Genomic DNA, 22494 nt, shown 5'->3' with positions numbered 1-22494 from the left:
ATAACCACCCCAGCCCCCGCCGTAATTGGTGGTGATCTGTTGCTGGCGCTGCTCGACGATCAGGTAGGTGCGTACGGTCAGGTCTGGCCGCGCGCCGCCCTGCACCGGGCGCAGGCCGCGCTGGTCGAGCTGCTCGGCCACTGCCGTACGGATGCGCTGTTCGGTCAGGTCGCTCTTGATGCGAGGGTCATCCGGGCGGTACTGCAAACCTGGCTCCTGCCATGCCCAGCTGCGGTAGGCGGCAAAGTCGCGGCTGGCATCGAAATCCTGCTGAACGTTGGTGCTCGAGCAGGCTGACAACACCAGCGCGAATGACAGTAGAACGAGACGGCGCAACATGATGGTTCTCCGTTGGCTATTAACTGGGAGGATAGCCGCTGAGCGCCTTGTGCACAGCATCGCGCACGGCGTTTTCGCGTTCGCGTGGCGAGTCCTTGTCGCTGCCGCTTTCGGCGCTGGCGCTCCATACCGGTTGGCCGGTACGGGCGTCGTAGAGGTCGATGCGCACCACCATCACCTGCACCTCGTAGGTCCGCACCACTGGCACGCTGGCATAGCCCCCGTAGCCGTGGCGGTAACCGCCGTAGCCTACGCTGCCGTAGGGGTAAGGGTCATAGGTGTCGTAATCGCGCACTTGCCGCAAGCGCCTCTCCAGGCGCATGTCGGCGCTTACCAGCAAGTCGCCGGGGCCGCCCCGCGCCGGGCGCAGGCCATGCTGGTCGAGGGCACCACCAACGGCATCGGCCAGGGGCGCCGGGTCGGCCCCCGCCGAGCCACTGGGCAACCGGCCGTTACGCCAGCTCCAGCTGCGGTAGCGCCCGTAGTCCCGTGCCGGTGCCGGGTAGGCGCTGGCATCGAAGGTAGCGGCCGCCTGGGCCGGCGCCGGGGGCAACGGCCGGCTGCTGGCAACATACGGATTGGGGCTCTGGCAGCCAGCCAGGGCCAGCGGCAGCAGGGCCAGGTACAACAGACGGTATGGCATGTATTCCTCCCGGCAGGCCGCTCAGCGAGGGCGGCAAACCCAGTGCAGGTAGCGCCCGAGCCCGGCGAACCCAGGGTGGCGGCGGTACGCCAGCTCCATCTCCAGCAGGTCGAGCAGTTCGGCCTTGGCCTGGAACTCCTTGGGCATGTAGTCGTGGAACACCCGCACACCGCTTTCACTTTGCACCTGCCACAAGGGTTCAAGGTGCGCCTTGAGCTCGCGTGGATCAAGCGGTTTCTGCGGCGTCAGGCTCTGCTTTTCACCTTCCAGGCGGTTGCTGCGCAGCTTGCGGAAATGGCCTTTGAGCAAGTTGCGGTAGACCAGGGCGTCGCGGTTGTAGAACGCCAGCGACAACCAGCCACCCGTGGCGGTGAGCTGGTGCAGCACGGGCAGGATGCTCTCGGGTTCGGCCAGCCATTCCAGCACAGCGTGGCACAGCACCAGGTCGTAGGGCTCGTTCAATCGGCCGAGCAGGTCTTGCCAGGGGGCCTGGACGAAGGTGGCCGTCTGGCCGGCTTCGGCAAAACGGGCCCGGGCGCCGTCGAGCATGGGTGCAGCCGGTTCTGCCAGGGTCACCTGGTGGCCACGTTCGGCCAGCCACAAGGCCATGTGACCCAGGCCGGCGCCGATATCCAGAACACGTAACGGGCGATCAGGCAGCGCCTCGGCCAGGTCGGCCTGCAAGACGGCCAGGCGGATCGCGCCCTTGGCGCCGCCGTAGATCTTTTCCGCGAAGCGGGTGGCCAGTTCATCGAAATGACGGTCGTTCATCGAGCGAAACGCCTCTCGCTGTCGGCCAGCTTGGCCCGCACCACCTGGTCCATGTCCAGGCCCAGCTCACTGCACAACAGCAACAGGTAGAGCACCACGTCACCGACTTCCTGCCCGGCGTGGGCCAATTTGTCGGCAGGCAGCTGGCGCGACTCGTCTTCGCTCAGCCACTGGAAAATCTCGACCAGCTCGGCCATTTCGACGCTGGCGGCCATGGCCAGGTTCTTCGGGCTGTGAAAGCCACGCCAGTCGTTGTTGTCACGGATCTGGTGCAGGCGTTGGGTAAGCTCTTGCAGGTTCATCGGGGGTCTCCAAATGCTGCATAGCTTCTGCCCTGGCCCGATGCAAAGCAAGGGGCCGCCGCGTAGCGCCCCCAGGGCCCGGCAAAGAGCCCTAGAGCTGATCCCAGCGGCCGAGCATATGCAGTATGCCCCCATGCCCATCCAGCCGCAGCACTCCTGCAGGCCCCGCCTCGCTGGCACTGAGCACCACTTCGGAGGGCAACCTGACCGGCTTGCGGAAAGCCACTTCAAAGGCATAGCCGCTGTGCGGCAGGTGCCCGCGCAATGCGGCCAGTGCCATGGCCTTTGTCCACATGCCATGGGCAATAGCCGTGGGAAAGCCGAACAACCGTGCACTGACCGCACTCAGGTGGATAGGGTTGTAGTCCCCGCACACCTTGGCATAACGCCGACCGATGTCACTGTCGGCATACCAGCGGGTGGCCTCGGGCAAGCGAGGCGGTTCGTCGTCTGCACGCGCGTCGGCCTGGCCATCCAGCTTCAGTCCACGTACCAGCATGCGGCTGGTTTCACGCCAGAGCACGCCGATGCCATCTTCGGCTTCGGTCACCAGGTCGAAGGTGCCACCTTTGTCATGCGCCTGCAGGTTGTGCGCATACACCGCAAAGCGCAGCCCTTCGATAGCGCCCAGTGGCCGCAGCACTTCGATGCGATTTTGCAGGTGCACCAGCCCCAGCAGCGGGAAGGGAAAGTCACGGGCGGTCATCAGCTGCAATTGCAGCGCAAAAGCCATGACGTGTGGATAAGTAGCCGGCAGGCGGCCATCGTCGGGGAAGTGGCAAAGCCGCCGATAGGCGTCCAGGATGGCCGGCTCAACCTGGATGAAGCAGCGCAGGCCATCGTCGGGCAGGTGCTCACCGCTGATCGTGCGCTTGCTGGCGGCACGCAGGTACAGGCTGGGGCGGGCAGCCGGGCTATGCAGGTCGTGCCATTGTCGGCTCATGGTCAGGCCCCCATCAGTGCCTGGCCGCAAACACGCAGCACCTGGCCGTTGACCGCCCCCGAGCCCGGCTGGCTGAGCCAGGCAATGGCCTCGGCCACGTCCTGTGGGCGACCGCCCTGGCCCAGCGAACTCAAGCGTCGCCCGGCTTCGCGCAGGCCCATGGGCATGGTGGCGGTCATGTGGGTTTCGATGAAGCCGGGGGCCACGGCGTTGATGCTCGCGCCCCGCTCGGCGAGCCTCGGCGCCCAGGCCTGGGCCAGGCCGATCAGCCCGGCCTTGCTGGCGGCATAGTTGGCCTGGCCGCGGTTGCCGGCAATGCCGCTGACCGAGGCCAACAAGGTTATGCGCGCATGTTCACCCAACGCGCCACCGTCAAACAGCGCCTGGGTCAGCACCTGTGGCGCCTGCAGGTTGACCGCGAGCACGGCGTCCCAATAGTCCGGGGTCATGTTGGCCAGGGTCTTGTCGCGCGTGATGCCAGCATTGTGCACAACGATGTCTATGGCGTCGGGCAGGGCAGCCAGCAGTTGTGAGGCGGCATCGCTGGCGCAGATGTCCAGCGCCAAGGCCTTGCCGCCAAGCCGGGCAGCGAGCGCATCGAGTTCTCGGCTGGCCTGTGGCACATCCAGCAGCAGAACGTCGGCACCGTCACGTGCCAAGGTTTGCGCAATGGCCGCACCGATACCGCGCGCGGCGCCGGTAACCAGTGCACGGCGGCCAGCCAACGGGCGGGTCCAGTCCTCGACCTGGCTGGCGCAGGCTTCAAGGCGCAGCACCTGGCCGGAGATGAACGCGCTCTTGGGCGAGAGGAAGAAGCGCAAGGCACCTTCCAGTTGGTCTTCAGCGCCGGGGCCGACGTACAGCAACTGAGCGGTTGCGCCATTGCGCAGTTCCTTGGCCAGCGAGCGGCTGAAGCCCTCCAGGGCGCGCTGGGCGATACTGGCCAGCGGGTTGTCGAGGCTTTCCGGTGGCCGGCCCAGCAGCACGATGTGGGCGCACGGGCCCAAGCTGCGCAGCAGCGGCTGGAAAAATTCGCGCAACTGCTTCAGCTCATCGCTGTCGGACAAGTGACTGGCGTCGAACACCACGGCTTTGATTTTCGGCCCCAGGCCAGCGACCCAAGGCTCGCCCTGCAGGTGGTCGGCATTGAAACGGTATATGTTATCGGTAAGGCGCGCGGCGAAAGCTTCGACCTGGCCTGCCAGGGGGCCGCCACCCAGTACCAACGCCCCCTCCACCGGGCGCAAGCGGCCAGCCTGCCAGCGCTCCAGTGGTGCAGGGCGTGGCAGGCCCAGGGCATCCACCAGGCGGCGGCCAAGGTTGGAGTTGGCAAAACCGAGGTAGCGATCGCTCATGAGTAGGTCTCCGCAAAGGCAAGCTTGAAAGTGTGGACCAAGTTTGTGGGATGGTCGTTCGACCAGGGTAAGAACACCCAGGCAGTACGGTTCAATTTGTTTCAGGAGGAACAGGCATATGCGTTCACTTCGCCGGGTCGCGATCTTGGGCGGCAACCGAATTCCCTTTGCCCGCTCCAATGGGGCCTACGCCACCGCCAGCAACCAGGCGATGCTGACCGCGGCCCTCGAAGGGCTGATCGAGCGCTATCGCCTGCATGGGCTGCGCTTGGGTGAGGTGGTCGCTGGCGCGGTGCTCAAGCAGTCCCGCGACATGAACCTGACCCGCGAATGTGTGCTGGGTTCGCGGCTTTCGCCGCAAACCCCTGCCTACGACCTGCAGCAAGCTTGCGGCACCGGCCTGGAGGCGGCGCTGCTGGTGGCCAACAAGATTGCGCTGGGGCAGATCGACAGCGGCATTGCCGGTGGCGTGGACACCACGTCGGATGCGCCGATTGCGGTCAACGAAGGCCTGCGTCATATCCTGCTGCAGGCCAACCGTGGCAAAAACCTGGGCGAACGGCTCAAGCCTTTTCTGCAGTTGCGCCCGCACCATCTGCGCCCTGAGTTGCCACGCAACGGCGAGCCGCGCACCGGGTTGTCGATGGGCGAGCATTGCGAACGCATGGCCCAGGCCTGGAAGATTGACCGGGCTGCCCAGGACGAGTTGGCGTTGCTCAGCCACCAGCGGCTGGCGGCTGCCTATGCCGAAGGTTGGCACGATGACCTGCTGACACCATTTCTGTCGCTGATGCGCGACAACAACCTGCGCGCGGACCTGACAATGGAGCAGTTGGCCAAGCTCAAGCCGGCCTTCGACCGCAGTGGCCAGGGTACGTTGACAGCAGGCAATTCCACGCCCTTGACCGATGGTGCGTCGCTGGTGCTGCTGGCCAGTGAAGAGTGGGCCGCGCAACAGGGGTTACCGGTGCTGGCGCACTTGGTCGATGGTGAAACCGCAGCGGTGGACTTCGTCACTGGCCGCGAGGGGCTGCTGATGGCACCGGCGTATGCAGTGCCACGCTTGCTGGCCCGCAATGGCCTGACGTTGCAGGACTTTGACTACTACGAAATCCACGAAGCCTTTGCGGCCCAGGTGCTGTGTACGCTCAAGGCCTGGGAAGACGCTGGGTACTGCCGTGAGCGGCTGGGGCTGGATGCACCGTTGGGGGCCATCGACCGCAGCAAGCTCAACGTCAAGGGCAGTTCGCTGGCTGCCGGGCACCCGTTTGCCGCGACCGGCGGGCGAATACTGGCCAACCTGGCGAAATTGCTGGCAACGGCAGGGAAGGGGCGCGGCTTGATTTCCATTTGTGCGGCGGGCGGGCAAGGGGTCACGGTCATCGTCGAGCGGTGAAGAACCGCCGTCTGTTTGGCAGGCATGCCCGCGAAGCAGGTGGCAGATATCCCGCAGGCGTCGACCGTAACTGTTAGGCTTGTCTGGTCAGCACTAACAGAAGCCGCCATGCCGATCATCGGACAGCCCCGTCCCATTCCTGAACTCAAGCAGTTGCCCAGGCCACTGTACGCACGTGCCGAAAGCCTGGGCGCCGGTTCCTGGACCACACGCCACCAGCACGACTGGGTACAGTTTTCCTACGCTATCAGCGGCGTGCTGGGTGTTTACACCGACGCAGGCAGCTACTTTGCGCCACCGCAGTGGGGGGTGTGGATCCCGGCTGACGCCGAGCATGCGGTGGTGACCTCGATGCAGGCCGAAATGCGCAGCCTGTATGTACGCCGGGACGCCTGCCCCTGGGCTGCCCCGCAGTGTCGGGTATTGGAGGTGACGCCGCTGGCGCGTGAGTTGATCAAGCAGTTCTGCCTGTACCCAGCCGATTACCCTGAGGGCGATAGTGCGCAGGCGCGGCTGGTGGCGGTGTTGCTCGACCAGTTACGAACCCTGCCGGAAGTCGGCTTTTCCTTGCCGTTGCCGCGCCACCCGGGTTTGCTGGCGCTGTGCAATGGCTTGATCGCAGCACCCGACCAGGCGCAGACCTTGCAGCAATGGGCGCGGCAGCTGGGGTGTTCCGAAAAAACGCTGATGCGCCTGTTCCAGCGTGAAACCGGCTTGAGCTTTCGCAACTGGCGCCAGCGCATGCGCTTGTTGTCGTCGCTGGCGTTGCTGGAGGCGGGGGAGAGCGTGACCGAGGCGGCGCTGGGTTGTGGGTATGATTCCACATCCGCGTACATTGCGGCGTTCAAGCAGCTGTTTGGGGCAACGCCGGGGGAGTTGAGGCTTTGACCAGGGGTTGGCGGTGCTGGCTTATGTGTAGCTGAAGCCGCCCCGGTACGGGGCGGCCTGCACCGGCGCCTTGTCAGGTGCGGAACCTGCGCACCAGTACGTCCAGTTCATTGGACAACCCGGCCAGGCTTTCCGAATCCTGGCGTGCTGCCTGGGCCAACTCGGCCACCAACTGCGCATCCCCATGAATCTGGCTGATGTGGCGGTTGATATCTTCGGCTACCTGGTGCTGTTCCTCGGCTGCGGTTGCAATCTGCGTGTTCATGTCACGGATCACGTCCACCGACTCGCGGATCTGCCCGAAACTGTCGCGGGCCAGGCCGATACGGCTGACCGATTGCTGCGAAACTTCCAGGCTGGCGTGCATCTGTGCAGCCACTTCGGAGGTGCGGTTGGCCAGGTTGCCCAGCAAACCGTCGATTTCTGCGGTGGAGTCGGCCGTGCGCTTGGCCAGCGCCCGCACTTCATCGGCTACCACGGCAAAGCCACGGCCTTGCTCGCCGGCCCGCGCGGCCTCGATGGCGGCGTTCAGGGCCAGCAGGTTGGTCTGCTCGGCAATCGAGCGAATGGTGCCGAGGATCGACTGGATGGCATTGCTGTCACGCTCCAGTTGCTGGATCGACTGCGCCGACTGCTCGATTTCCTGGCTCAGGCGGTCAACGCTGTGGACCGCCGCATCGATCTGCTGCTGACCTTCACGGGCCTGTTGCTGGCCGCTGTCCGCAGACTGGGCCGCCTGGCTGCACGAGCGCGCCACTTCGTTGGCGGTGGCAACCATCTCGTGGAAGGCGGTGGACACCATGTCCACGGCCTCGCGCTGGCGGCCGGCCGCTTCGGCCATGTTGCTGGACACCTGGGTCGAGCTGTGCGAGGTGCTGAGGATCTTGCTGGCCGCCGCACCGATATGCTGGATCAGGCTGCGAATGGCACCAAGGAACTGGTTGAACCAGTTGGCCAGCTGGGCGGTTTCGTCGCGGCCGCGAATTTCCAGGCTGCGGGTCAGGTCGCCCTCACCCTGGGCAATGTCTTCCAGCCCGTTGGTGACGCTGTTGATCGGGCGCACGATCAGTTTGGCGAAGGCGGCGCCGACCACGGCGAACAGGGCGGCCAGGACCAAGGCGACCACGCCGATCAGCCAGGTCAGGCGGGTAGTGGTCTGCATCACTTCGCCTTGCTCGATCAGGCCGATGAAGGTCCAGCCCAGGCGCTCGTCGGGGTAGACGTTGGCCATGTAGCGCACACCATTGAGCTCGACTTCGACCAGGCCCTTGCCGGCCTTGGCCAGCTCGGCATAGCCGTCGCCAAAACTGGCCAGTTGCTTGAAGTTGTGGCCGGCGTCGCGTGGGTCGACCATCACGTTGCCGTTGCTTTCCACCAGCATCAGGTAGCCGCTCTCGCCCAGCTTGATCTGCTTGACGATCTCGGTCAGGCCCTTGAGCGAAACGTCGATGTTGACCACACCGCCGGGGTTGCCCAACTGGTTGGCTACCGCGCGCACGGTGCTGATGAGCACCGCGTCATCGGCAGCCCAGTAATAGGCGCCGGTGCGCACGGTCTTGCCCGGGTTGGCCATGGCCAGCTGGTACCACGGCCGTGGGCGTGGGTCGTAGTTGACGAACTTCTGCCCGGCTGGCCAGCCGACGTAACCGCCGTCGTTGACGCCGTAGGACACGTAGGCATAGTTGGGGTGCGAATCTGCCAGGCGGGTGAAGAAGTCCAGCAGTTGCTTGTCCTGATCGCCCAGCTCGTAGGATGGGTTGGCACTCAGGAACTTGTTCAGGTTGCTGCCTGTGGCGGTCACCAGCGGCTGCGCGGCCAGGTACTCGACGTTCTGGTTGATGCCCTGGAAGAAGATGTTCATCGCGTTGCTGACCTGGCGGATTTCCCGGCTACTGCCGTCAAGGAATCCATCGCGGGCTTCGCCACGCAGGTTAAGGACCACCAGGGTGGCCACCAGCACGATGGGCAAACCGGCGATGACCGCGAATGCCCAGGTCAGTTTCTGTTTGATGCTCATCGACGCTCCCGGAATTGTTGTAGTCGACACACGAGGCAGGTAACCAGTGCATCGGCAGCAGCCGGGTTTTATGTAGCCGAAGCGCCCGTATTTATTGGATAAAGTCGTGATTGGTGACTATTCGGTCGTGTATGGACGCTTTTGGCATACCAAACGCTAGTGGCAGCAGTTGCCAGCAGTGCCATTGGCCAGGTCGCTGAGGATCGGGCAATCTGGGCGGTCGTCCCCCTGGCAGTGGGATACCAGCTCGCCAAGGGTGTTGCGCAGGCTGACCAGTTCCTCGATGCGCCGGTTCAGTTCATCGATATGCTGCATCGCCAAGGCCTTCACATCGGCGCTGGCCCGCTGGCGGTCTTGCCACAGCGTCAGCAGCTTGCCCACTTCTTCCAGGGAAAACCCCAGGTCGCGGGAGCGCTTGATGAACGCCAGGCTGTGCAAGTCCTCGTCCCGGTACAGGCGGTAGCCATTGTCGCTGCGCGTGGCCGGCTTGAGCAGGCCGATGGATTCGTAGTAACGGATCATCTTGGTGCTGAGCCCGCTGCGGCGGGCGGCCTGGCCAATGTTCATTTTGCCTCCTGGGGGGCGCGGGCGGGTTTCCAGGCTTTCAGCCACAGCGCGTTGCTGACCACGCTGACGCTGGACAAGGCCATGGCGGCGCCCGCCAGTACCGGGTTGAGGTAGCCCAGTGCAGCCAGCGGGATACCGATCAGGTTGTAGATGAATGCCCAGAACAGGTTCTGGCGGATCTTGGCGTAGGTCTTGCGGCTGATTTCCAGGGCAGCGGGCACCAGCCGCGGGTCGCCGCGCATCAAGGTGATGCCGGCTGCCTGCATCGCCACGTCGGTGCCACCCCCCATGGCGATGCCGATGTCGGCGGCGGCCAACGCCGGCGCGTCGTTTATGCCGTCGCCGACCATGGCGACCACGCCAGCCTGCTTGAGGGCCGCCACAGTTGCGGCCTTGTCGGCCGGCAGCACTTCGGCGTGCACATCGTCGATGCCCAAGGCTTCGGCGACCACCTTGGCGCTACCCCGGTTATCGCCAGTCAGTAGATGGCTGCTGATGTGCTGCGCATGCAGGGTGTCGATGGCCTCGGCGGCCCCGGGCTTGAGGCTGTCACCAAAGGCGAACAGGCCCAGCACCTGAGTTTGCTGACCGCGTTCGATCAGCCACGACAGGGTACGCCCCTCGGCTTCCCAGGCGCGTGCCTTGTCGGCCAGGCCGCCGGGCTGCAGCCCGCTTTCATCGAGCAGGCGGCGGTTGCCCAGTGCCAGCTCTCGGCCTTCGACACGCCCGGCAATGCCGCGCCCGGTGAGCGACTGGCTGTCGCTGACGCTGGGTACCTGCAGGCCTTGCTCGGTGCAGGCCTGCAGCACCGCCTTGGCCAACGGGTGTTCACTGCCCCGTTGCAGGGCGCCGGCCAGGCGATGCAGGCTGGCGCTGTCGCCGACCAGGGCCTGGCTGTGGACTACCCGCGGGCTGCCCGAGGTCAGGGTACCGGTCTTGTCGAACACCACACGGTTCACCGCATGCGCGCGCTCCAGCGCCTCGGCATCCTTGATGAGGATGCCGTGGCGGGCGGCGACGCCGGTGCCGGCCATGATCGCTGCGGGTGTGGCCAAGCCAAGGGCGCAAGGGCAGGCGATGACCAGCACGGCCACGGCGTTGATCAGGGCGGTTTCCAGCGCCGCGCCAGCCAGCCACCAGCCGAGCAGGGTCAGCAGCGCCAGTACCAGCACGGCGGGGACGAATACCTGGCTGACCCGGTCGACCAGCTTCTGGATCGGCGCCTTGGCGGCCTGCGCGTCTTCCACCAGGCGGATGATGCGCGCCAGCACGGTCTCGGTGCCCAGGGCTTCGGTACGTACCAGCAACCGGCCTTCGCCATTGATGGCGCCACCGGTGACGCTGTCGCCGGGTTGTTTGGGCACTGGCAGGCTCTCGCCGCTGATCAGGGCTTCATCGGCATGGCTGCTGCCATCCTCGACCACGCCATCGACCGGAAAGCGCTCGCCGGGCTTGACCAGCACCAGGTCGCCCAGGCGCAGCTGGGCGATCGCCACATCTTCTTCCCGGTCGCCAACCACGCGCACTGCGCGCTCCGGGCGCAGTGCCTCGAGCGCGCGAATGGCGCTGGCGGTCTGGCGTTTGGCACGGCTTTCCAGGTACTTGCCCAGCAGCACCAGGGCGATTACCACCGCCGAGGCCTCGAAGTACAGGTGCGGGGCCATGCCGGCGGGGGCCTGGGCCCATTCGTAGAGGCTCAGGCCGTAACCAGCGCTGGTCCCCAGGGCAACCAGCAGGTCCATATTGCCGGCGCCGGCACGCACGGCTTTCCAGGCGGCGATATAAAAGCGGGCGCCGAGAATGAACTGCACAGGGGTGGCCAGCAGGAATTGCGCCCAGGCGGGCAGCATCCAATGCAGGCCGAATGGCTGCACCAGCATGGGCAGCACCAAAGGCAGCGCCAGCAGCAATGCTGCAGCCACTGCCAGGCGTTCGTGACGCAGGCGGCGCTGGGCGGTGGCCTGCTCGTCTATGGCGGCTTGCGGCACGCTGGCGCTGTAGCCGGCCTTGTGTACCGTTTCGATCAGCAGGTTGTCGTCGAGGGCGGCCAGCACTTCAAGGTGGGCACGTTCATTGGCCAGGTTGACACTCACCCGCTCCACCCCGGGCACTTTGCCAAGGGCCCGCTCCACGCGGCCCACGCAACTGGCGCAGGTCATGCCGCCGATCTGCAGTTCCAGCGTGCGCGTGGGCACGCCGTAGCCGGCTTCGCGTACCGCATCGACCAAGGCTGGCAGGCGGTCGGCCGGGGCCTGGACACGGGCTTTTTCAGTGGTGAGGTTGACGCTGACGTGTTCAGCGCCGCTGACCTTGCGCAGTGCGCGCTCGACCCGGCCAGCACAGCTGGCGCAGGTCATGCCGGAGATCGGCAGGTCATAGGTGGTGGATGCGGGCATGGCTCTCCTCCTTGGACAGTGCTCCAGCATCAACCTTGCCATGCAGGGAAGGTCAATAGCCTAGATCGGCGCGCTTCAATTCCAGCCCATATTGACCCATGGTGATGCGATATTTGTTGATCTGGCCCGCCTGCAGGTTCAAACGTGTGCTGCGTTGGTCCTCGATGCCTGGCGCGCAACCCGGGGTTTGCCCAGGCAACCGGCGCAGGCGCACATCGACCGGGCCAGGCGGCAGGTTGAACGAGGTGGACTGCTCCTGAAACACCCGCCCGGAAAGCTGATCATTGAGGTACACCCCGATTTCACAGCTGGTAGCCACTTCCAGGCGCTCCCGGGAAATGATCAGTACGCTGTAGGCCGAGTTGTCCTCTGCGCTGGCCGGTGGCACCACAGCCAGTGCGCTGACCAACCCGACGACGCCCAATGCTGCCCTGAACATGAAAAATCTCCTGCTTGGCTGATCGTCAAAGGCGCAGCTTGGCCGACGCGCGTGCGGATTTCCACCCCAGCTGTTCCACACGGCACTTGACCTTGCCCTGATGGCAAGCTTGAAACTCGTGGAAAACCTGAAGGAGGCAACCCTATGCAAGTGTTCAATGTACAAGGCATGACCTGTGGCCACTGTGTAAAGGCCGTGACGCGGGCAGTGCAGCAGCTGGATGCGTCCGCCAAGGTAGAAGTCGACCTGGCGGCCAAGCAGGTGCGGGTGCAGAGTGAGTTGGTGCAGGAGCAGGTTCTGGCGGCCATCCGCGAGGAAGGATATCAGGCTGAGGTGGGGTAACAGGGTGTCGACCCGGGTTCAGGGTTGAGGCCCTGACGGTGGTGCCGCTGTGCGGCCCATCGCGACAGGGCCTAGGTTTGTTGCAAATGTTTTCACATTCCTAGGGGCGACAGCAGGTAGAATCATCTACTTGCTTAGCCTGCTATGGATTCCTGATGAACCTGCGAATGGTGCTCATCCTGGGCGCACTCAGTGCGTTCGGGCCCTTGGCGATCGACTTCTACCTGCCGGCCTTCCCGGCCATGGCGCAGGCGTTCGCCACCGACGAAAAACACGTCCAGGCCACATTGGCCGCCTATTTCCTTGGCTTGTCCATCGGCCAGTTGGCTTACGGCCCAGTGGCTGACCGTTTTGGCCGGCGCAAACCGCTGATGTTTGGCGTGACCGTGTTCACCCTGGCGTCACTGGCCTGTGCCTATGCCCCCAACCTCGACACCCTGGTGCTGGCACGCTTCGTCCAGGCCCTTGGCGGTTGTGCGGGCATGGTGCTGTCGCGGGCCATCGTAAGCGATAAGTGCGACCCGGTCGCCTCGGCCAAGGTGTTCTCGCAATTGATGCTGGTCATGGGCCTGGCCCCGATCCTGGCGCCGATGCTGGGTGGGGTGCTGGTGAATGTGGCCGGCTGGCAATCGATTTTCCTTACCCTGGGCCTGTTCAGTGCCGCTTGCCTGTTGGCGGTAAGCCTGGGGTTGCCGGAGAGCATGCCTGAGGACATGCCGCGCCAGCCCTTGTCCGGCGCTTTGCGCCAGTATCTGCGCCTGCTGGCAGACCGCGTGTTCCTCGGCCATGCGGTGACGGGCGGTATCGCCATTGCCGGCATGTTCGCCTATATCGCCGGTTCACCTTTCGTGTTCATCAAACTGTATGGCGTGCCAGCCGAGCACTATGGCTGGCTGTTTGGTGCCAACGCAGCGGGCTTTATCCTGGTGGCGCAGGTGAACGCCCGCTTGCTGGCCAAGCGCGGGCCGGCCTTCCTGCTGGCCCGTGCCGTGTGGTTGTACCTGGGGGCCGGGCTGGCGCTGCTCGCGGTGGCGGCGTGGCGGCCGACCGCGTTGTGGCCGCTGCTGGTGCCGTTGTTCGTCTGCATTGCCAGCCTCGGTTGCATCATCCCCAATGCCTCGGCTTGCGCCATGAGCGGCCAGGGCGCGCGTGCCGGCAGTGCCTCGGCGCTGATGGGCTGTGTCCAGTTCAGTGTGGCGGCGGGCGCAGCGGCGCTGGTTGGGCTGCTGCACGATGGCAGCGCCGTGCCGATGGCGCTGGTGATCTGCCTTTGCGGTGCGTTGGCAGTCAGTGCCGCGCTACTGACCCGCCGTTTGCAGGCCAGGGTTCGCGCTTGAGCGGGTGAGGGGCGCGCAGGCGGCGTTCCAGTGTGGCGACAAAGGCCCGTGCCTCGGCCTCGCTGCGGAACCCGACCACATGCTGATCGAGCTGGACCTGCCAGGGGCAGGCGGGGTTTCGGCGTGAAGCGCTGACGACAATTTTCATCGCGGCTTACCTCCAGAAGGGAGCGGCATCAGTTTAGCGCTGCTGTTCTCGTCTGCCATGCGCTGGGTCAGTGTCCTGACTGGCGGTGCCTGATTGTGTGTTTGCCGGTTGCGCTGCAATGCCTGCAAGGCCGGGAAACGTTCGCTTTAGTTTGCGCTACTTGTAGTACCTGGCTGTCGGCTACGTCCGAACGTGCCGAAGGTTTTTTTCCTGCTGAGTTAACGAGCCCCCTGTCTCAACGGGCCGAAAACGCCTACGCGCAGGGTTTTCGCCGGTCGCGTCGGTCCTGTTCCCGCCTTGCAATGGGTAGGTATACCCAGTGGCTTTTTTACGAGGACTGGGCGGTGTGGGGCTGCCAGATTGGGCATTTCTGCGGCTTATACTGGCGATCCAGGCCAGTGCCAGCGAGAGGTGCTTCCCTGCCAGGGTTGGCCATCGCATCCACACAGTGAACTTGCAGGGAGTTACAGGGACATGAACGCAGTCAGCAGTATCAGCCAGATCGCCAGCCTGATGGCCGACCCCAAGCGCAGTGCCATGTTGTGGGCATTGATCGACGGTACGCCGCGCCTGGCCAACGAGCTTGCGATGATGACCGGCCTGACCTCGTCGTCGGCTTGCGCGCACTTGTCGTTGTTGTCATCGGCTGGGCTGCTGAGGCATGAAGCCCGTGGCCGCAAACGCTATTTTCGCCTGGCTACCCCGCAGGTCGGGGCGGCGGTAGAGGCGCTGGCCAGCGTGCAACTGGAAAGCGCCAGGGGGGAGCGGGCCAAGGTGCCGGTGTCACCGCTGCCCATGTCGCTGCGCCGGGCGCGTCGCTGCGGGGATCACCTGGGGGGCGAGCTGGCCAGTGAGCTATACCACCGCATGGTGGTCGCGGGCTGGCTGGAAGGCAGTGGCCGCCTGTTGATGGTCAGCGATGAAGGGCGGGCGCAGCTGGCCCTGGTAGGGGTGTACATCGATGCCTTGGCGCCGCACCAACAGCGCGGCTGCGTGATCTGCCGCTGCACCGAGTGGAACGACCAGGCGCCGCACCTGGGGGGCGTGTTGGGCCAGGCCTTGTTCAGGCTGTTCCTGCAATCTGGCTGGATGCGCGAGGCCGAGGACACGCGGGCATTGCATATCTCGGCGCTGGGCATCCAGCAGATCAACCGCATAGCCCGCGTTGCCACCTTGCAGGTGGGTTGAGCCGCGCGTCAGGCCAGCCTGGCGTCCAGGCTGTTCTGGGCCAGGCGGCGGGCCTGGTCTTCGGTCATGCCCAGGTGAGTGTGCAGGGCGTGGAAGTTTTCCGTGACGTAGCCGCCGAAGTACGCCGGGTCGTCCGAGTTCACCGTGACCTTCACGCCACGCTCGAGCATGTCGAGGATGTTGTGCTGGCTCATGTGGTCGAACACGCAGAGCTTGGTGTTGGACAGCGGGCACACGGTCAACGGGATCTGTTCGTCGATGATGCGCTGCATCAGCCGCTCGTCTTCGATGGCGCGTACGCCGTGGTCGATTCGCTTGATCTGCAGCAGGTCCAGCGCCTCCCAGATGTATTCGGGCGGGCCTTCTTCGCCAGCGTGGGCGACGGCAACCAGGCCTTCGCTCCGCGCGCGGTCGAATACACGCTGGAACTTGCTGGGTGGGTGGCCCATTTCCGAGCTGTCCAGGCCAACGGCAATGAACGCATCGCGGAAGGGCAGCGCCTGGTCGAGGGTTTTTTGTGCCTCCTCTTCACTCAGGTGGCGCAGGAAGCTCAGGATAAGGCCACTGCTGATGCCCAACTGCTCGCGGCCATCCTTGAGCGCCTGGTTGATACCGTTGAGCACCACTTCAAAGGGGATACCCCGGTCGGTGTGGGTTTGCGGGTCGTAGAACGGCTCGGTATGGATCACGTTCTGCGCCTTGCAGCGCTGCAGGTAGGCCCAAGTCAGGTCATAGAAGTCCTGCTCGGTGCGCAATACATCGGCGCCCTGGTAATACAGGTCCAGGAACTCCTGAAGGTTGTTGAAGGCATAGGCCCCGCGCAGGGTTTCCACATCGGCCCATGGCAGGGCGATCTTGTTGCGCTCGGCCAGGGCGAACAGCAGCTCAGGCTCCAGCGAGCCTTCGAGGTGCAGGTGCAGCTCCGCCTTGGGCAGGGCGTTCAACCAGTCATACATAAGGGCATATCTCGATCAGGTACGGTTGCCGGCATTCTACAGGGGCTGGCCGGGTATTGCGCCCGGCCGGGCTGCGACCTGATGAATCACCAGGTCAGGGTTTCGCCTTTGTAATTGATGAAGCGCAGGCCGCCTGTACCGCTTTGCGCCTTGATTTGTTCAAGCATGCCGCGGGTGCTGGTGAGCACGTCGATCTCTGCGTGCTCGCCACCCATGTCGGTCTTCACCCAGCCAGGGTGCATGGCCAGAACACACAAGTCGGGGCGTTGTTGTTCGACGACGAAGCTGTTGATCATCGAGTTCAACGCCGCCTTGCTGGCTTTGTACAAGCAGAGTTCGCCACCGTCGGGGACAGTGACGCTGCCCAGGACCGAACTCATGAAGGCCAGCACGCCACTGCCGTTGCGAACTTGGCCGACCAGGCGGCGGGCGACGCGAATCGGGGCCACGGCATTGGTCATGAACAGGTCGCCGATGGCGTCTTTGTGCACGCTTTCAAGGTCTTGCGGCAGTGGGCCCATGACCCCGGCGTTGACGAATACCAGGTCGAATACCTGGCCTTGCAGGCGTTGCTTCAGGCCATCGAGCTGGGCGGTGTCGTTCATTTCCAGTTGCTCGATGTGCACACCAGGCACAGCTGCCAGGGCTCCGGGCTGCTGAGGGTTGCGGACGGTGGCGGTAATGGTCCAGCCGTCTTCCTGCAGGCGTTGCACCAGGCCCAGGCCGAGCCCGCGCGAGGCGCCGATGATAAGTGCGTGCTTGGCGTCAGCCATGGGGCGCTCCTTGTTGGTTTTTCGGATGGAGGTGGTTAAAAAATGTGCAGCAGCGGTAAACCCCGTGCCGCTGGGGGCTTTGCACGGTGGCGCACGGGTTATCCACAGGCTGCTCCACAGTTAATGTGTGAAACACGGGCTGACCCTGCCGGTTGTGGCGGGTGTGAGGCTGGGGATAACCTGAATTCATTCAATGCCTTGAGCCTGCCAGTAGTGCCGATCAAATAATGATCAAAGCGCTACAGGCCATGCCTGCTCTGGCTTGCAGCATGATGCCCCAAGCTTATCCACAGGCAGGCCCACAGCAGTTGTGGGCAGATTCAGCGCGCTTGCAGCAGTATACGCCCGCGGCTAAGGTCGGCCAGTTGCTGCTGCAACGCTGCGAGGTGGGCTTCACCCAGAGCGATCAACAGGTCCACGCCATTGGCTGTGAACTGCTCGTCGAGCACCAGCCCATCGACCTCGGCCAGGCGCAGTTTTACCAGTGCCAGTTCGCTGAAGCTGCAACTACAGGCGAACTCGCTGCGCTGCACCAGCAGCCGCTTGGGGGCCTGTTGCAGGCATTTGTTGGCGCCCCCACCGTAGGCCCTGGCCAGGCCGCCCGTACCCAGCTGGATACCACCGTACCAGCGAATCACCAGCACCACGACCTGATCGCAGTCCTGCGCCTCGATCGCGGCCAGGATGGGCCGCCCGGCAGTGCCACCGGGTTCGCCGTCGTCACTGCTGCGGTACTGCGCGCCGAGCTTCCAGGCCCAGCAGTTATGGGTAGCGGCCAGGTCGCTGTGGCGTTCGATGAAGCTCATCGCTTCGGCGGCACTGGTGATCGGCCCGGCCAGGGTGATGAAGCGGCTTTTACGGATTTCCTCGCGGTATTCGCAGAGGTCGAGCAGGGTAGAGGGCATAAATGTGGGTCAGGCAGCCGGCTTGATGCCGCAGCCCTTGAGAATGATGTGGATAAGGTTGTTGCTCGCTTCTTCCATGTCTTGCTTGGTCAGGCGGCTACGGCCGGTAACCTGGCAGATCTGGGTGGCGAAATCGGCATAGTGCTGGGTGCTGCCCCATAGCAGGAATATCAGATGCACGGGGTCTACCCGGTCCATCTTGCCGGCATCCATCCACGCCTCGAATACGGCGGCGCGGCCACGGAACCATTCGCGGTAGTCGGCACTGAAGTACTCGGTCAGGCAGGTGCCGCCGCTGATCACTTCCATGGCGAAAATACGCGATGCCTGGGGGTTGCGCCGCGAGAACTCCATCTTGGTGCGAATGTACTGGCTCAGTGCTGCACCGGGGTCGTCCTCGACGCTCAGGGCGTTGAAGGTGCTGTCCCACAGCTCGATGATGTTGCTGAGCACGGCAATGTAGAGGCCCAGCTTGTTGGTGAAGTAATAATGCAGGTTGGCCTTGGGCAACCCTGCCTTCAGCGCAATGGTGTTCATGCTGGTGCCCTTGAAGCCATGGCGGGCAAACTCGTCTTCGGCGGCCTGGATAATGGCCTGTTCGTTCTTCTGGCGGATGCGGCCCGCGGGCTTGCCCGAGGCGGATAGGCGATGCGCAGGGACTTCTAGGGTCATGGACGATTCCGTACGGGTCAGTGGCTGCGGCTGTCGGACAAGATTACCTGCCTGTGCCAAGGTGACAAGCGTTTGCGGCAGAGACAGGCATCAGCGTGTCGCAGCCAGGCTGTCGAGAAAGCTTTCCAGGACCAGGTTGGGTCGCCTGCCTTTGCGTGTCACCCAGCTCAGGCTCAGGTCGTAGAAGCGCTCGCGCGGTTTGAGTGCCCGCAAGCGGCCCTGCTGGACCCAGAACGTGGCGTAGTGGTCGGGCAGGTAACCGATGTAGCGCCCGGTAAGGATGAGAAACGCCATGCCCTCACGGTCCGAAGCACTGGCCGTGCAGTGCAGCGCCTGGTAATGCGCCTGGATTTCGGCCGGCAGGCGGAACGTGGGGGTGATGGCTTCCTGGCTGTTGAGGCGCTCGTCGTCGATCTGCTGGTCGTCGGCATAGAACAGTGGGTGACCGACCGCGCAGTACAGCAATGAACGCTCGCTGTACAACGGTTGATATTCCAGGCCCGAAAGCGGGCTGGTCTGTGGCACCACGCCTACATGCAGGCTGCCGTCGAGCACGCCGTGTTCGACCTGGCTGGGCGCGATCATGCGGATCTGGATGCGCACATCGGGGCCACGGTCCTTGAGTTCGGCCAGGGCATGGGTGATGCGCATGTGCGGCAGGGTGACCAGGTTATCGGTCAGGCCGATGTTCAGCTCGCCGCGCAGATGCTGGTGCAGGCCATTGACCTCGGTACGGAAGCTTTCCAGTGCGCTGAGCAGTTGCAGGGCCGAATGATAGACCTCGCGGCCTTCCTCGGTCAGCGAGAAACCGGCGCGGCCGCGCTGGCACAGGCGCAGCCCCAGGCGTTGCTCGAGGTCGTTCATTTGCTGGCTGATGGCCGAGCGGCCGATGCCCAGCACGTTCTCGGCGGCCGAAAAACCACCGCATTCGACTACGCTGCGGTAGATTTTCAGCAGGCGGATGTCGAAGTCGCTGACCTGCGCAAGTGGATCGGGGCGTCGGCTCATTAGTTTAGTAGCGGCCTGTGTGAAGATTAGAAATGTAGGCTTTTTCAGACTCTATCCGCGTGCCAACTTAGCTGCAACCACATCCATCGTTGCCTGATCGTCTTTCGAGGAACCGCCGATGAACATGCCTGAAACCGCCCCCGTGGGTATCGCCAGCCAGCTCAAGCTTGACGCCCACTGGATGCCGTACACGGCCAACCGCAACTTCCAGCGCGACCCGCGCCTGATCGTGGCGGCCGATGGCAACCACCTGGTCGATGACCAGGGGCGCAGGATCTTTGACGCGCTTTCCGGCCTGTGGACCTGCGGCGCCGGGCACACCCGCAAGGAAATCACCGACGCGGTGACCCGCCAGTTGGGCACGCTCGATTACTCCCCGGCGTTCCAGTTCGGCCACCCATTGTCGTTCCAGCTGGCGGAAAAGATCGCCGACCTGGTGCCAGGTAACCTGAACCACGTCTTCTATACCAACTCGGGCTCCGAGTGCGCCGACACGGCGCTGAAGATGGTGCGGGCTTACTGGCGCCTGAAAGGCCAGGCGACCAAGACCAAGATCATCGGCCGTGCCCGTGGCTACCACGGCGTGAACATCGCCGGCACCAGCCTGGGTGGGGTCAATGGCAACCGCAAGATGTTCGGCCAACTGCTGGATGTCGACCACCTGCCTCATACCGTATTGCCGGCGAACGCGTTCTCCAAAGGCATGCCCGAAGAGGGTGGCATCGCCCTTGCCGAAGAAATGCTCAAACTGATCGAGCTGCACGACGCGTCCAATATCGCCGCGGTGATCGTCGAGCCCATGGCCGGTTCCGCCGGTGTGCTGCCGCCGCCGAAGGGTTACCTCAAGCGCCTGCGTGAAATCTGCACCCAGCACAACATTCTGCTGATCTTCGACGAAGTGATTACCGGCTTCGGCCGCATGGGCGCCATGACCGGCTCGCAGGCCTTTGGCGTAACCCCGGACCTGATGTGCATCGCCAAGCAGGTGACCAACGGCGCCATTCCGATGGGCGCGGTGATTGCCAGCAGCGAGATCTACCAGACCTTCATGGACCAGCCAACGCCAGAGTACGCCGTGGAGTTTCCGCACGGTTATACCTACTCGGCCCACCCGGTGGCCTGTGCCGCAGGTATCGCTGCCTTGGACCTGCTGCAGAAGGAAAACCTGGTGCAGGCCTCCGCCGAGCTGGCACCGCACTTCGAAAAGCTGCTGCACGGCGTGAAGGGCACCAAGAACGTCGTCGATATCCGTAACTATGGCCTGGCTGGTGCGATCCAGATCGCCGCCCGTGACGGTGATGCCATTGTTCGCCCTTACGAAGCGGCGATGAAACTGTGGCGCGCGGGCTTCTATGTACGCTTTGGTGGCGACACCTTGCAGTTCGGCCCAACCTTCAACACACAGCCGCATGAACTGGACCGCCTGTTCGACGCTGTCGGCGAAACCCTGAACCTGATCGACTGATCTTTCTGATTTTGCTGCGCGGCGCGTGCGCAGACGCGCGCCGGCCTCTACCTTCTTCATCTGGAGTTTTGCATGAGCATTGTTCAGCACCTGATTCACGGCGAGCTGGTTACCAAGGGTGAGCGCACCGCCGATGTATTCAACCCATCCACCGGCCAGGCCGTGCGCAAAGTCGAGCTGGCTAGCCGCGCGACCGTGCAGGAAGCGATCGATTCGGCCAAGGCGGCGTTCCCGGCTTGGCGCAATACGCCACCGGCCAAGCGGGCTCAGGTGATGTTCCGCTTCAAGCAACTGCTGGAGCAGAATGAAGCGCGCATTTCGCAAATGATCAGCGAAGAGCATGGCAAGACGCTGGAAGACGCCGCTGGCGAACTGAAGCGTGGTATCGAGAACGTCGAGTTTGCCTGCGCCGCGCCTGAGGTGCTCAAAGGCGAGTACAGCCGCAACGTGGGCCCGAACATCGATGCCTGGTCTGATTTCCAGCCTTTGGGTGTGGTTGCCGGTATTACGCCGTTCAACTTCCCGGCCATGGTGCCGCTGTGGATGTACCCGCTGGCGATTGCCTGTGGTAACGCCTTCATTCTCAAGCCGTCCGAACGTGACCCTAGCTCCACCCTGTTCATCGCCCAGTTGCTGCTGGAGGCCGGTCTGCCGAAGGGCATCCTCAACGTGGTGCACGGTGACAAGGAAGCGGTGGATGCGTTGATCGAAGCGCCGGAAGTGAAAGCGCTCAGTTTTGTGGGCTCTACGCCGATTGCCGAGTACATCTATGCCGAGGGCACCAAGCGCGGCAAGCGCGTGCAAGCCCTGGGTGGTGCCAAGAACCATGCGGTACTGATGCCGGACGCCGACCTGGATAACGCGGTCAGCGCACTGATGGGGGCGGCCTACGGTTCGTGTGGCGAGCGCTGCATGGCCATTTCGGTGGCGGTGTGCGTGGGTGACCAGGTGGCCGATGCGCTGATCGCCAAGCTGCAACCGCAGATCAAAGCCTTGAAGATCGGTGCAGGCACCTCGTGCGGTCTGGACATGGGGCCATTGGTCACTGCCGCTGCGCGTGACAAGGTGGTGGGCTACATCGATGAGGGCGTTGCAGCGGGGGCCGAGCTGGTGGTGGATGGGCGTGGCTTCCGAGTGACCGGGAATGAAGATGGCTACTTCGTGGGCGGTACCTTGTTCGACAAGGTCACGCCAGAGATGCGTATCTATAAAGAAGAGATTTTCGGCCCGGTACTGTGCGTTGTGCGGGTCAACAGTCTGGAACAGGCCATGCAACTGATCAACGATCATGAATATGGCAACGGCACGTGCATCTTCACCCGTGACGGTGAGGCCGCACGTTTGTTCTGCGACGAAATCGAAGTGGGCATGGTGGGGGTCAACGTTCCGCTGCCGGTGCCGGTGGCGTATCACAGCTTTGGTGGTTGGAAACGTTCGTTGTTCGGTGACCTGCATGCGTACGGGCCGGACGGGGTGCGCTTCTATACCCGTCGCAAGGCAATTACCCAGCGTTGGCCGCAGCGGGCCAGCCATGAAGCATCGCAGTTTGCGTTCCCAAGCTTGTAAGGGGTGAGGGGGAGCGGGGAGGCCGGTAGGCCTCCCCGTTTTGCTTTTTAGGGTTTTCTTGAAATTAAAGGTTGACGC

General features: G+C 63.9%; 23 protein-coding genes and 1 pseudogene. 7 read left to right on the top strand and 17 right to left on the bottom strand.

The window, feature by feature from the left end; all coding sequences use genetic code 11:
* The 6 genes from GYA94_RS11940 to GYA94_RS11915 all read right to left on the bottom strand — a co-directional run.
* The coding region (locus tag GYA94_RS11940; RefSeq protein ID WP_161892371.1) for a DUF4136 domain-containing protein at positions 1 to 339 on the bottom strand (339 nt) is incomplete at its 3' end.
* A gap of 19 nt (positions 340 to 358) precedes the next feature.
* Entirely contained in the window at positions 359 to 982 is a 624-nt protein-coding gene (locus tag GYA94_RS11935) for a DUF4136 domain-containing protein (protein WP_047149812.1), read from the bottom strand.
* Between the two features lie 21 nt (positions 983 to 1003).
* On the bottom strand, positions 1004 to 1753 hold the full coding sequence (locus GYA94_RS11930; protein ID WP_161892370.1) for a methyltransferase domain-containing protein: 750 nt from the start codon (positions 1751 to 1753) through the stop codon (positions 1004 to 1006).
* Positions 1750 to 2055, bottom strand: a complete 306-nt coding sequence (locus GYA94_RS11925; RefSeq protein WP_009685784.1) for a MazG-like family protein — start codon at positions 2053 to 2055, stop codon at positions 1750 to 1752. Before GYA94_RS11925 ends, GYA94_RS11930 begins: the two co-directional genes overlap by 4 nt.
* 91 nt (positions 2056 to 2146) lie before the next feature.
* A complete protein-coding gene (locus GYA94_RS11920) occupies positions 2147 to 2998 on the bottom strand; it encodes a MaoC family dehydratase (RefSeq protein WP_161892369.1) in 852 nt (283 codons plus the stop codon).
* A 2-nt stretch (positions 2999 to 3000) separates the two neighbouring features.
* Positions 3001 to 4353 carry a 3-oxoacyl-ACP reductase gene (locus GYA94_RS11915; protein ID WP_110679911.1) on the bottom strand — a complete coding sequence of 451 codons (1353 nt, stop codon included), beginning with the start codon at positions 4351 to 4353 and terminating at the stop codon, positions 3001 to 3003.
* 118 nt (positions 4354 to 4471) lie between these two features.
* Here GYA94_RS11915 and GYA94_RS11910 point away from each other — a divergent pair, with 118 nt between their 5' ends.
* Both GYA94_RS11910 and GYA94_RS11905 read left to right on the top strand, forming a co-directional pair.
* Entirely contained in the window at positions 4472 to 5749 is a 1278-nt protein-coding gene (locus GYA94_RS11910; RefSeq protein WP_161892368.1) for an acetyl-CoA C-acetyltransferase, read from the top strand.
* Positions 5750 to 5857: 108 nt separating this feature from the next.
* Entirely contained in the window at positions 5858 to 6637 is a 780-nt protein-coding gene (locus GYA94_RS11905) for an AraC family transcriptional regulator (protein ID WP_009685789.1), read from the top strand.
* Between the two features lie 73 nt (positions 6638 to 6710).
* Here GYA94_RS11905 and GYA94_RS28695 read toward each other — a convergent pair whose 3' ends face one another.
* The 5 genes and pseudogenes from GYA94_RS28695 to GYA94_RS11885 form a co-directional block, all read right to left on the bottom strand.
* Positions 6711 to 7439: a methyl-accepting chemotaxis protein gene (locus GYA94_RS28695; RefSeq protein WP_370738651.1), complete on the bottom strand. Its 729-nt coding sequence runs from the start codon at positions 7437 to 7439 to the stop codon at positions 6711 to 6713.
* 129 nt (positions 7440 to 7568) lie between these two features.
* Positions 7569 to 8498: pseudogene (locus GYA94_RS28690) on the bottom strand (HAMP domain-containing protein); the annotation flags it as partial.
* Positions 8499 to 8810: 312 nt separating this feature from the next.
* On the bottom strand, positions 8811 to 9221 hold the full coding sequence (gene cueR, locus GYA94_RS11895) for a Cu(I)-responsive transcriptional regulator (RefSeq protein WP_009685791.1): 411 nt from the start codon (positions 9219 to 9221) through the stop codon (positions 8811 to 8813).
* The gene (locus tag GYA94_RS11890) at positions 9218 to 11617 is read right to left on the bottom strand and encodes a heavy metal translocating P-type ATPase (RefSeq protein WP_110679914.1); all 2400 of its coding nucleotides are present in this window, start codon (positions 11615 to 11617) and stop codon (positions 9218 to 9220) included. The genes cueR and GYA94_RS11890 overlap by 4 nt, the downstream gene beginning before the upstream one ends.
* A 52-nt stretch (positions 11618 to 11669) precedes the next feature.
* Complete coding sequence (locus GYA94_RS11885) at positions 11670 to 12056, bottom strand: hypothetical protein (RefSeq protein ID WP_029885175.1); 387 nt, start codon at positions 12054 to 12056, stop codon at positions 11670 to 11672.
* 144 nt (positions 12057 to 12200) lie between these two features.
* On the opposite strand from GYA94_RS11885, the gene GYA94_RS11880 reads away from it, so the two are divergent.
* A complete protein-coding gene (locus GYA94_RS11880; protein ID WP_009685795.1) occupies positions 12201 to 12398 on the top strand; it encodes a heavy-metal-associated domain-containing protein in 198 nt (65 codons plus the stop codon).
* A 155-nt stretch (positions 12399 to 12553) separates the two neighbouring features.
* Positions 12554 to 13735 (top strand): multidrug effflux MFS transporter, encoded by a 1182-nt coding sequence (locus tag GYA94_RS11875; RefSeq protein WP_054913406.1) that lies wholly within the window; start codon positions 12554 to 12556, stop codon positions 13733 to 13735.
* Here the strand turns inward: GYA94_RS11875 and GYA94_RS28185 are convergent.
* Positions 13686 to 13883, bottom strand: a complete 198-nt coding sequence (locus GYA94_RS28185; RefSeq protein ID WP_082416213.1) for a hypothetical protein — start codon at positions 13881 to 13883, stop codon at positions 13686 to 13688. The two genes, GYA94_RS11875 and GYA94_RS28185, sit on opposite strands and share 50 nt — an antisense overlap.
* Positions 13884 to 14357: 474 nt before the next feature.
* Between GYA94_RS28185 and GYA94_RS11870 the strand changes: the two genes are divergently transcribed.
* Complete coding sequence (locus GYA94_RS11870) at positions 14358 to 15071, top strand: ArsR/SmtB family transcription factor (protein WP_054913405.1); 714 nt, start codon at positions 14358 to 14360, stop codon at positions 15069 to 15071.
* Positions 15072 to 15079: 8 nt separating this feature from the next.
* On the opposite strand, the gene GYA94_RS11865 is transcribed toward GYA94_RS11870, so the two are convergent.
* The 5 genes from GYA94_RS11865 to GYA94_RS11845 form a co-directional block, all read right to left on the bottom strand.
* Positions 15080 to 16027: an adenosine deaminase gene (locus tag GYA94_RS11865; RefSeq protein WP_029885177.1), complete on the bottom strand. Its 948-nt coding sequence runs from the start codon at positions 16025 to 16027 to the stop codon at positions 15080 to 15082.
* Positions 16028 to 16113: 86 nt separating this feature from the next.
* Positions 16114 to 16800, bottom strand: a complete 687-nt coding sequence (locus GYA94_RS11860; protein WP_054913404.1) for an SDR family oxidoreductase — start codon at positions 16798 to 16800, stop codon at positions 16114 to 16116.
* 320 nt (positions 16801 to 17120) lie between these two features.
* Positions 17121 to 17705, bottom strand: a complete 585-nt coding sequence (locus tag GYA94_RS11855) for an IMPACT family protein (protein WP_029885178.1) — start codon at positions 17703 to 17705, stop codon at positions 17121 to 17123.
* A 9-nt stretch (positions 17706 to 17714) separates the two neighbouring features.
* On the bottom strand, positions 17715 to 18377 hold the full coding sequence (locus GYA94_RS11850) for a TetR/AcrR family transcriptional regulator (protein WP_009685802.1): 663 nt from the start codon (positions 18375 to 18377) through the stop codon (positions 17715 to 17717).
* 90 nt (positions 18378 to 18467) lie between these two features.
* Complete coding sequence (locus GYA94_RS11845; RefSeq protein WP_009685803.1) at positions 18468 to 19385, bottom strand: LysR family transcriptional regulator; 918 nt, start codon at positions 19383 to 19385, stop codon at positions 18468 to 18470.
* A 118-nt stretch (positions 19386 to 19503) separates the two neighbouring features.
* Between GYA94_RS11845 and aptA the strand changes: the two genes are divergently transcribed.
* Both aptA and GYA94_RS11835 read left to right on the top strand, forming a co-directional pair.
* Positions 19504 to 20850 carry an omega-aminotransferase AptA gene (gene aptA, locus GYA94_RS11840; RefSeq protein WP_110679917.1) on the top strand — a complete coding sequence of 449 codons (1347 nt, stop codon included), beginning with the start codon at positions 19504 to 19506 and terminating at the stop codon, positions 20848 to 20850.
* Positions 20851 to 20922: 72 nt separating this feature from the next.
* Entirely contained in the window at positions 20923 to 22416 is a 1494-nt protein-coding gene (locus tag GYA94_RS11835) for a CoA-acylating methylmalonate-semialdehyde dehydrogenase (protein ID WP_161892366.1), read from the top strand.
* Positions 22417 to 22494 lie beyond the last annotated feature (78 nt).

Source organism: Pseudomonas juntendi, from assembly GCF_009932375.1.
GTDB classification, from domain to species: domain Bacteria; phylum Pseudomonadota; class Gammaproteobacteria; order Pseudomonadales; family Pseudomonadaceae; genus Aquipseudomonas; species Aquipseudomonas juntendi.
This window is presented reverse-complemented; position numbering and strand designations above follow the sequence as displayed.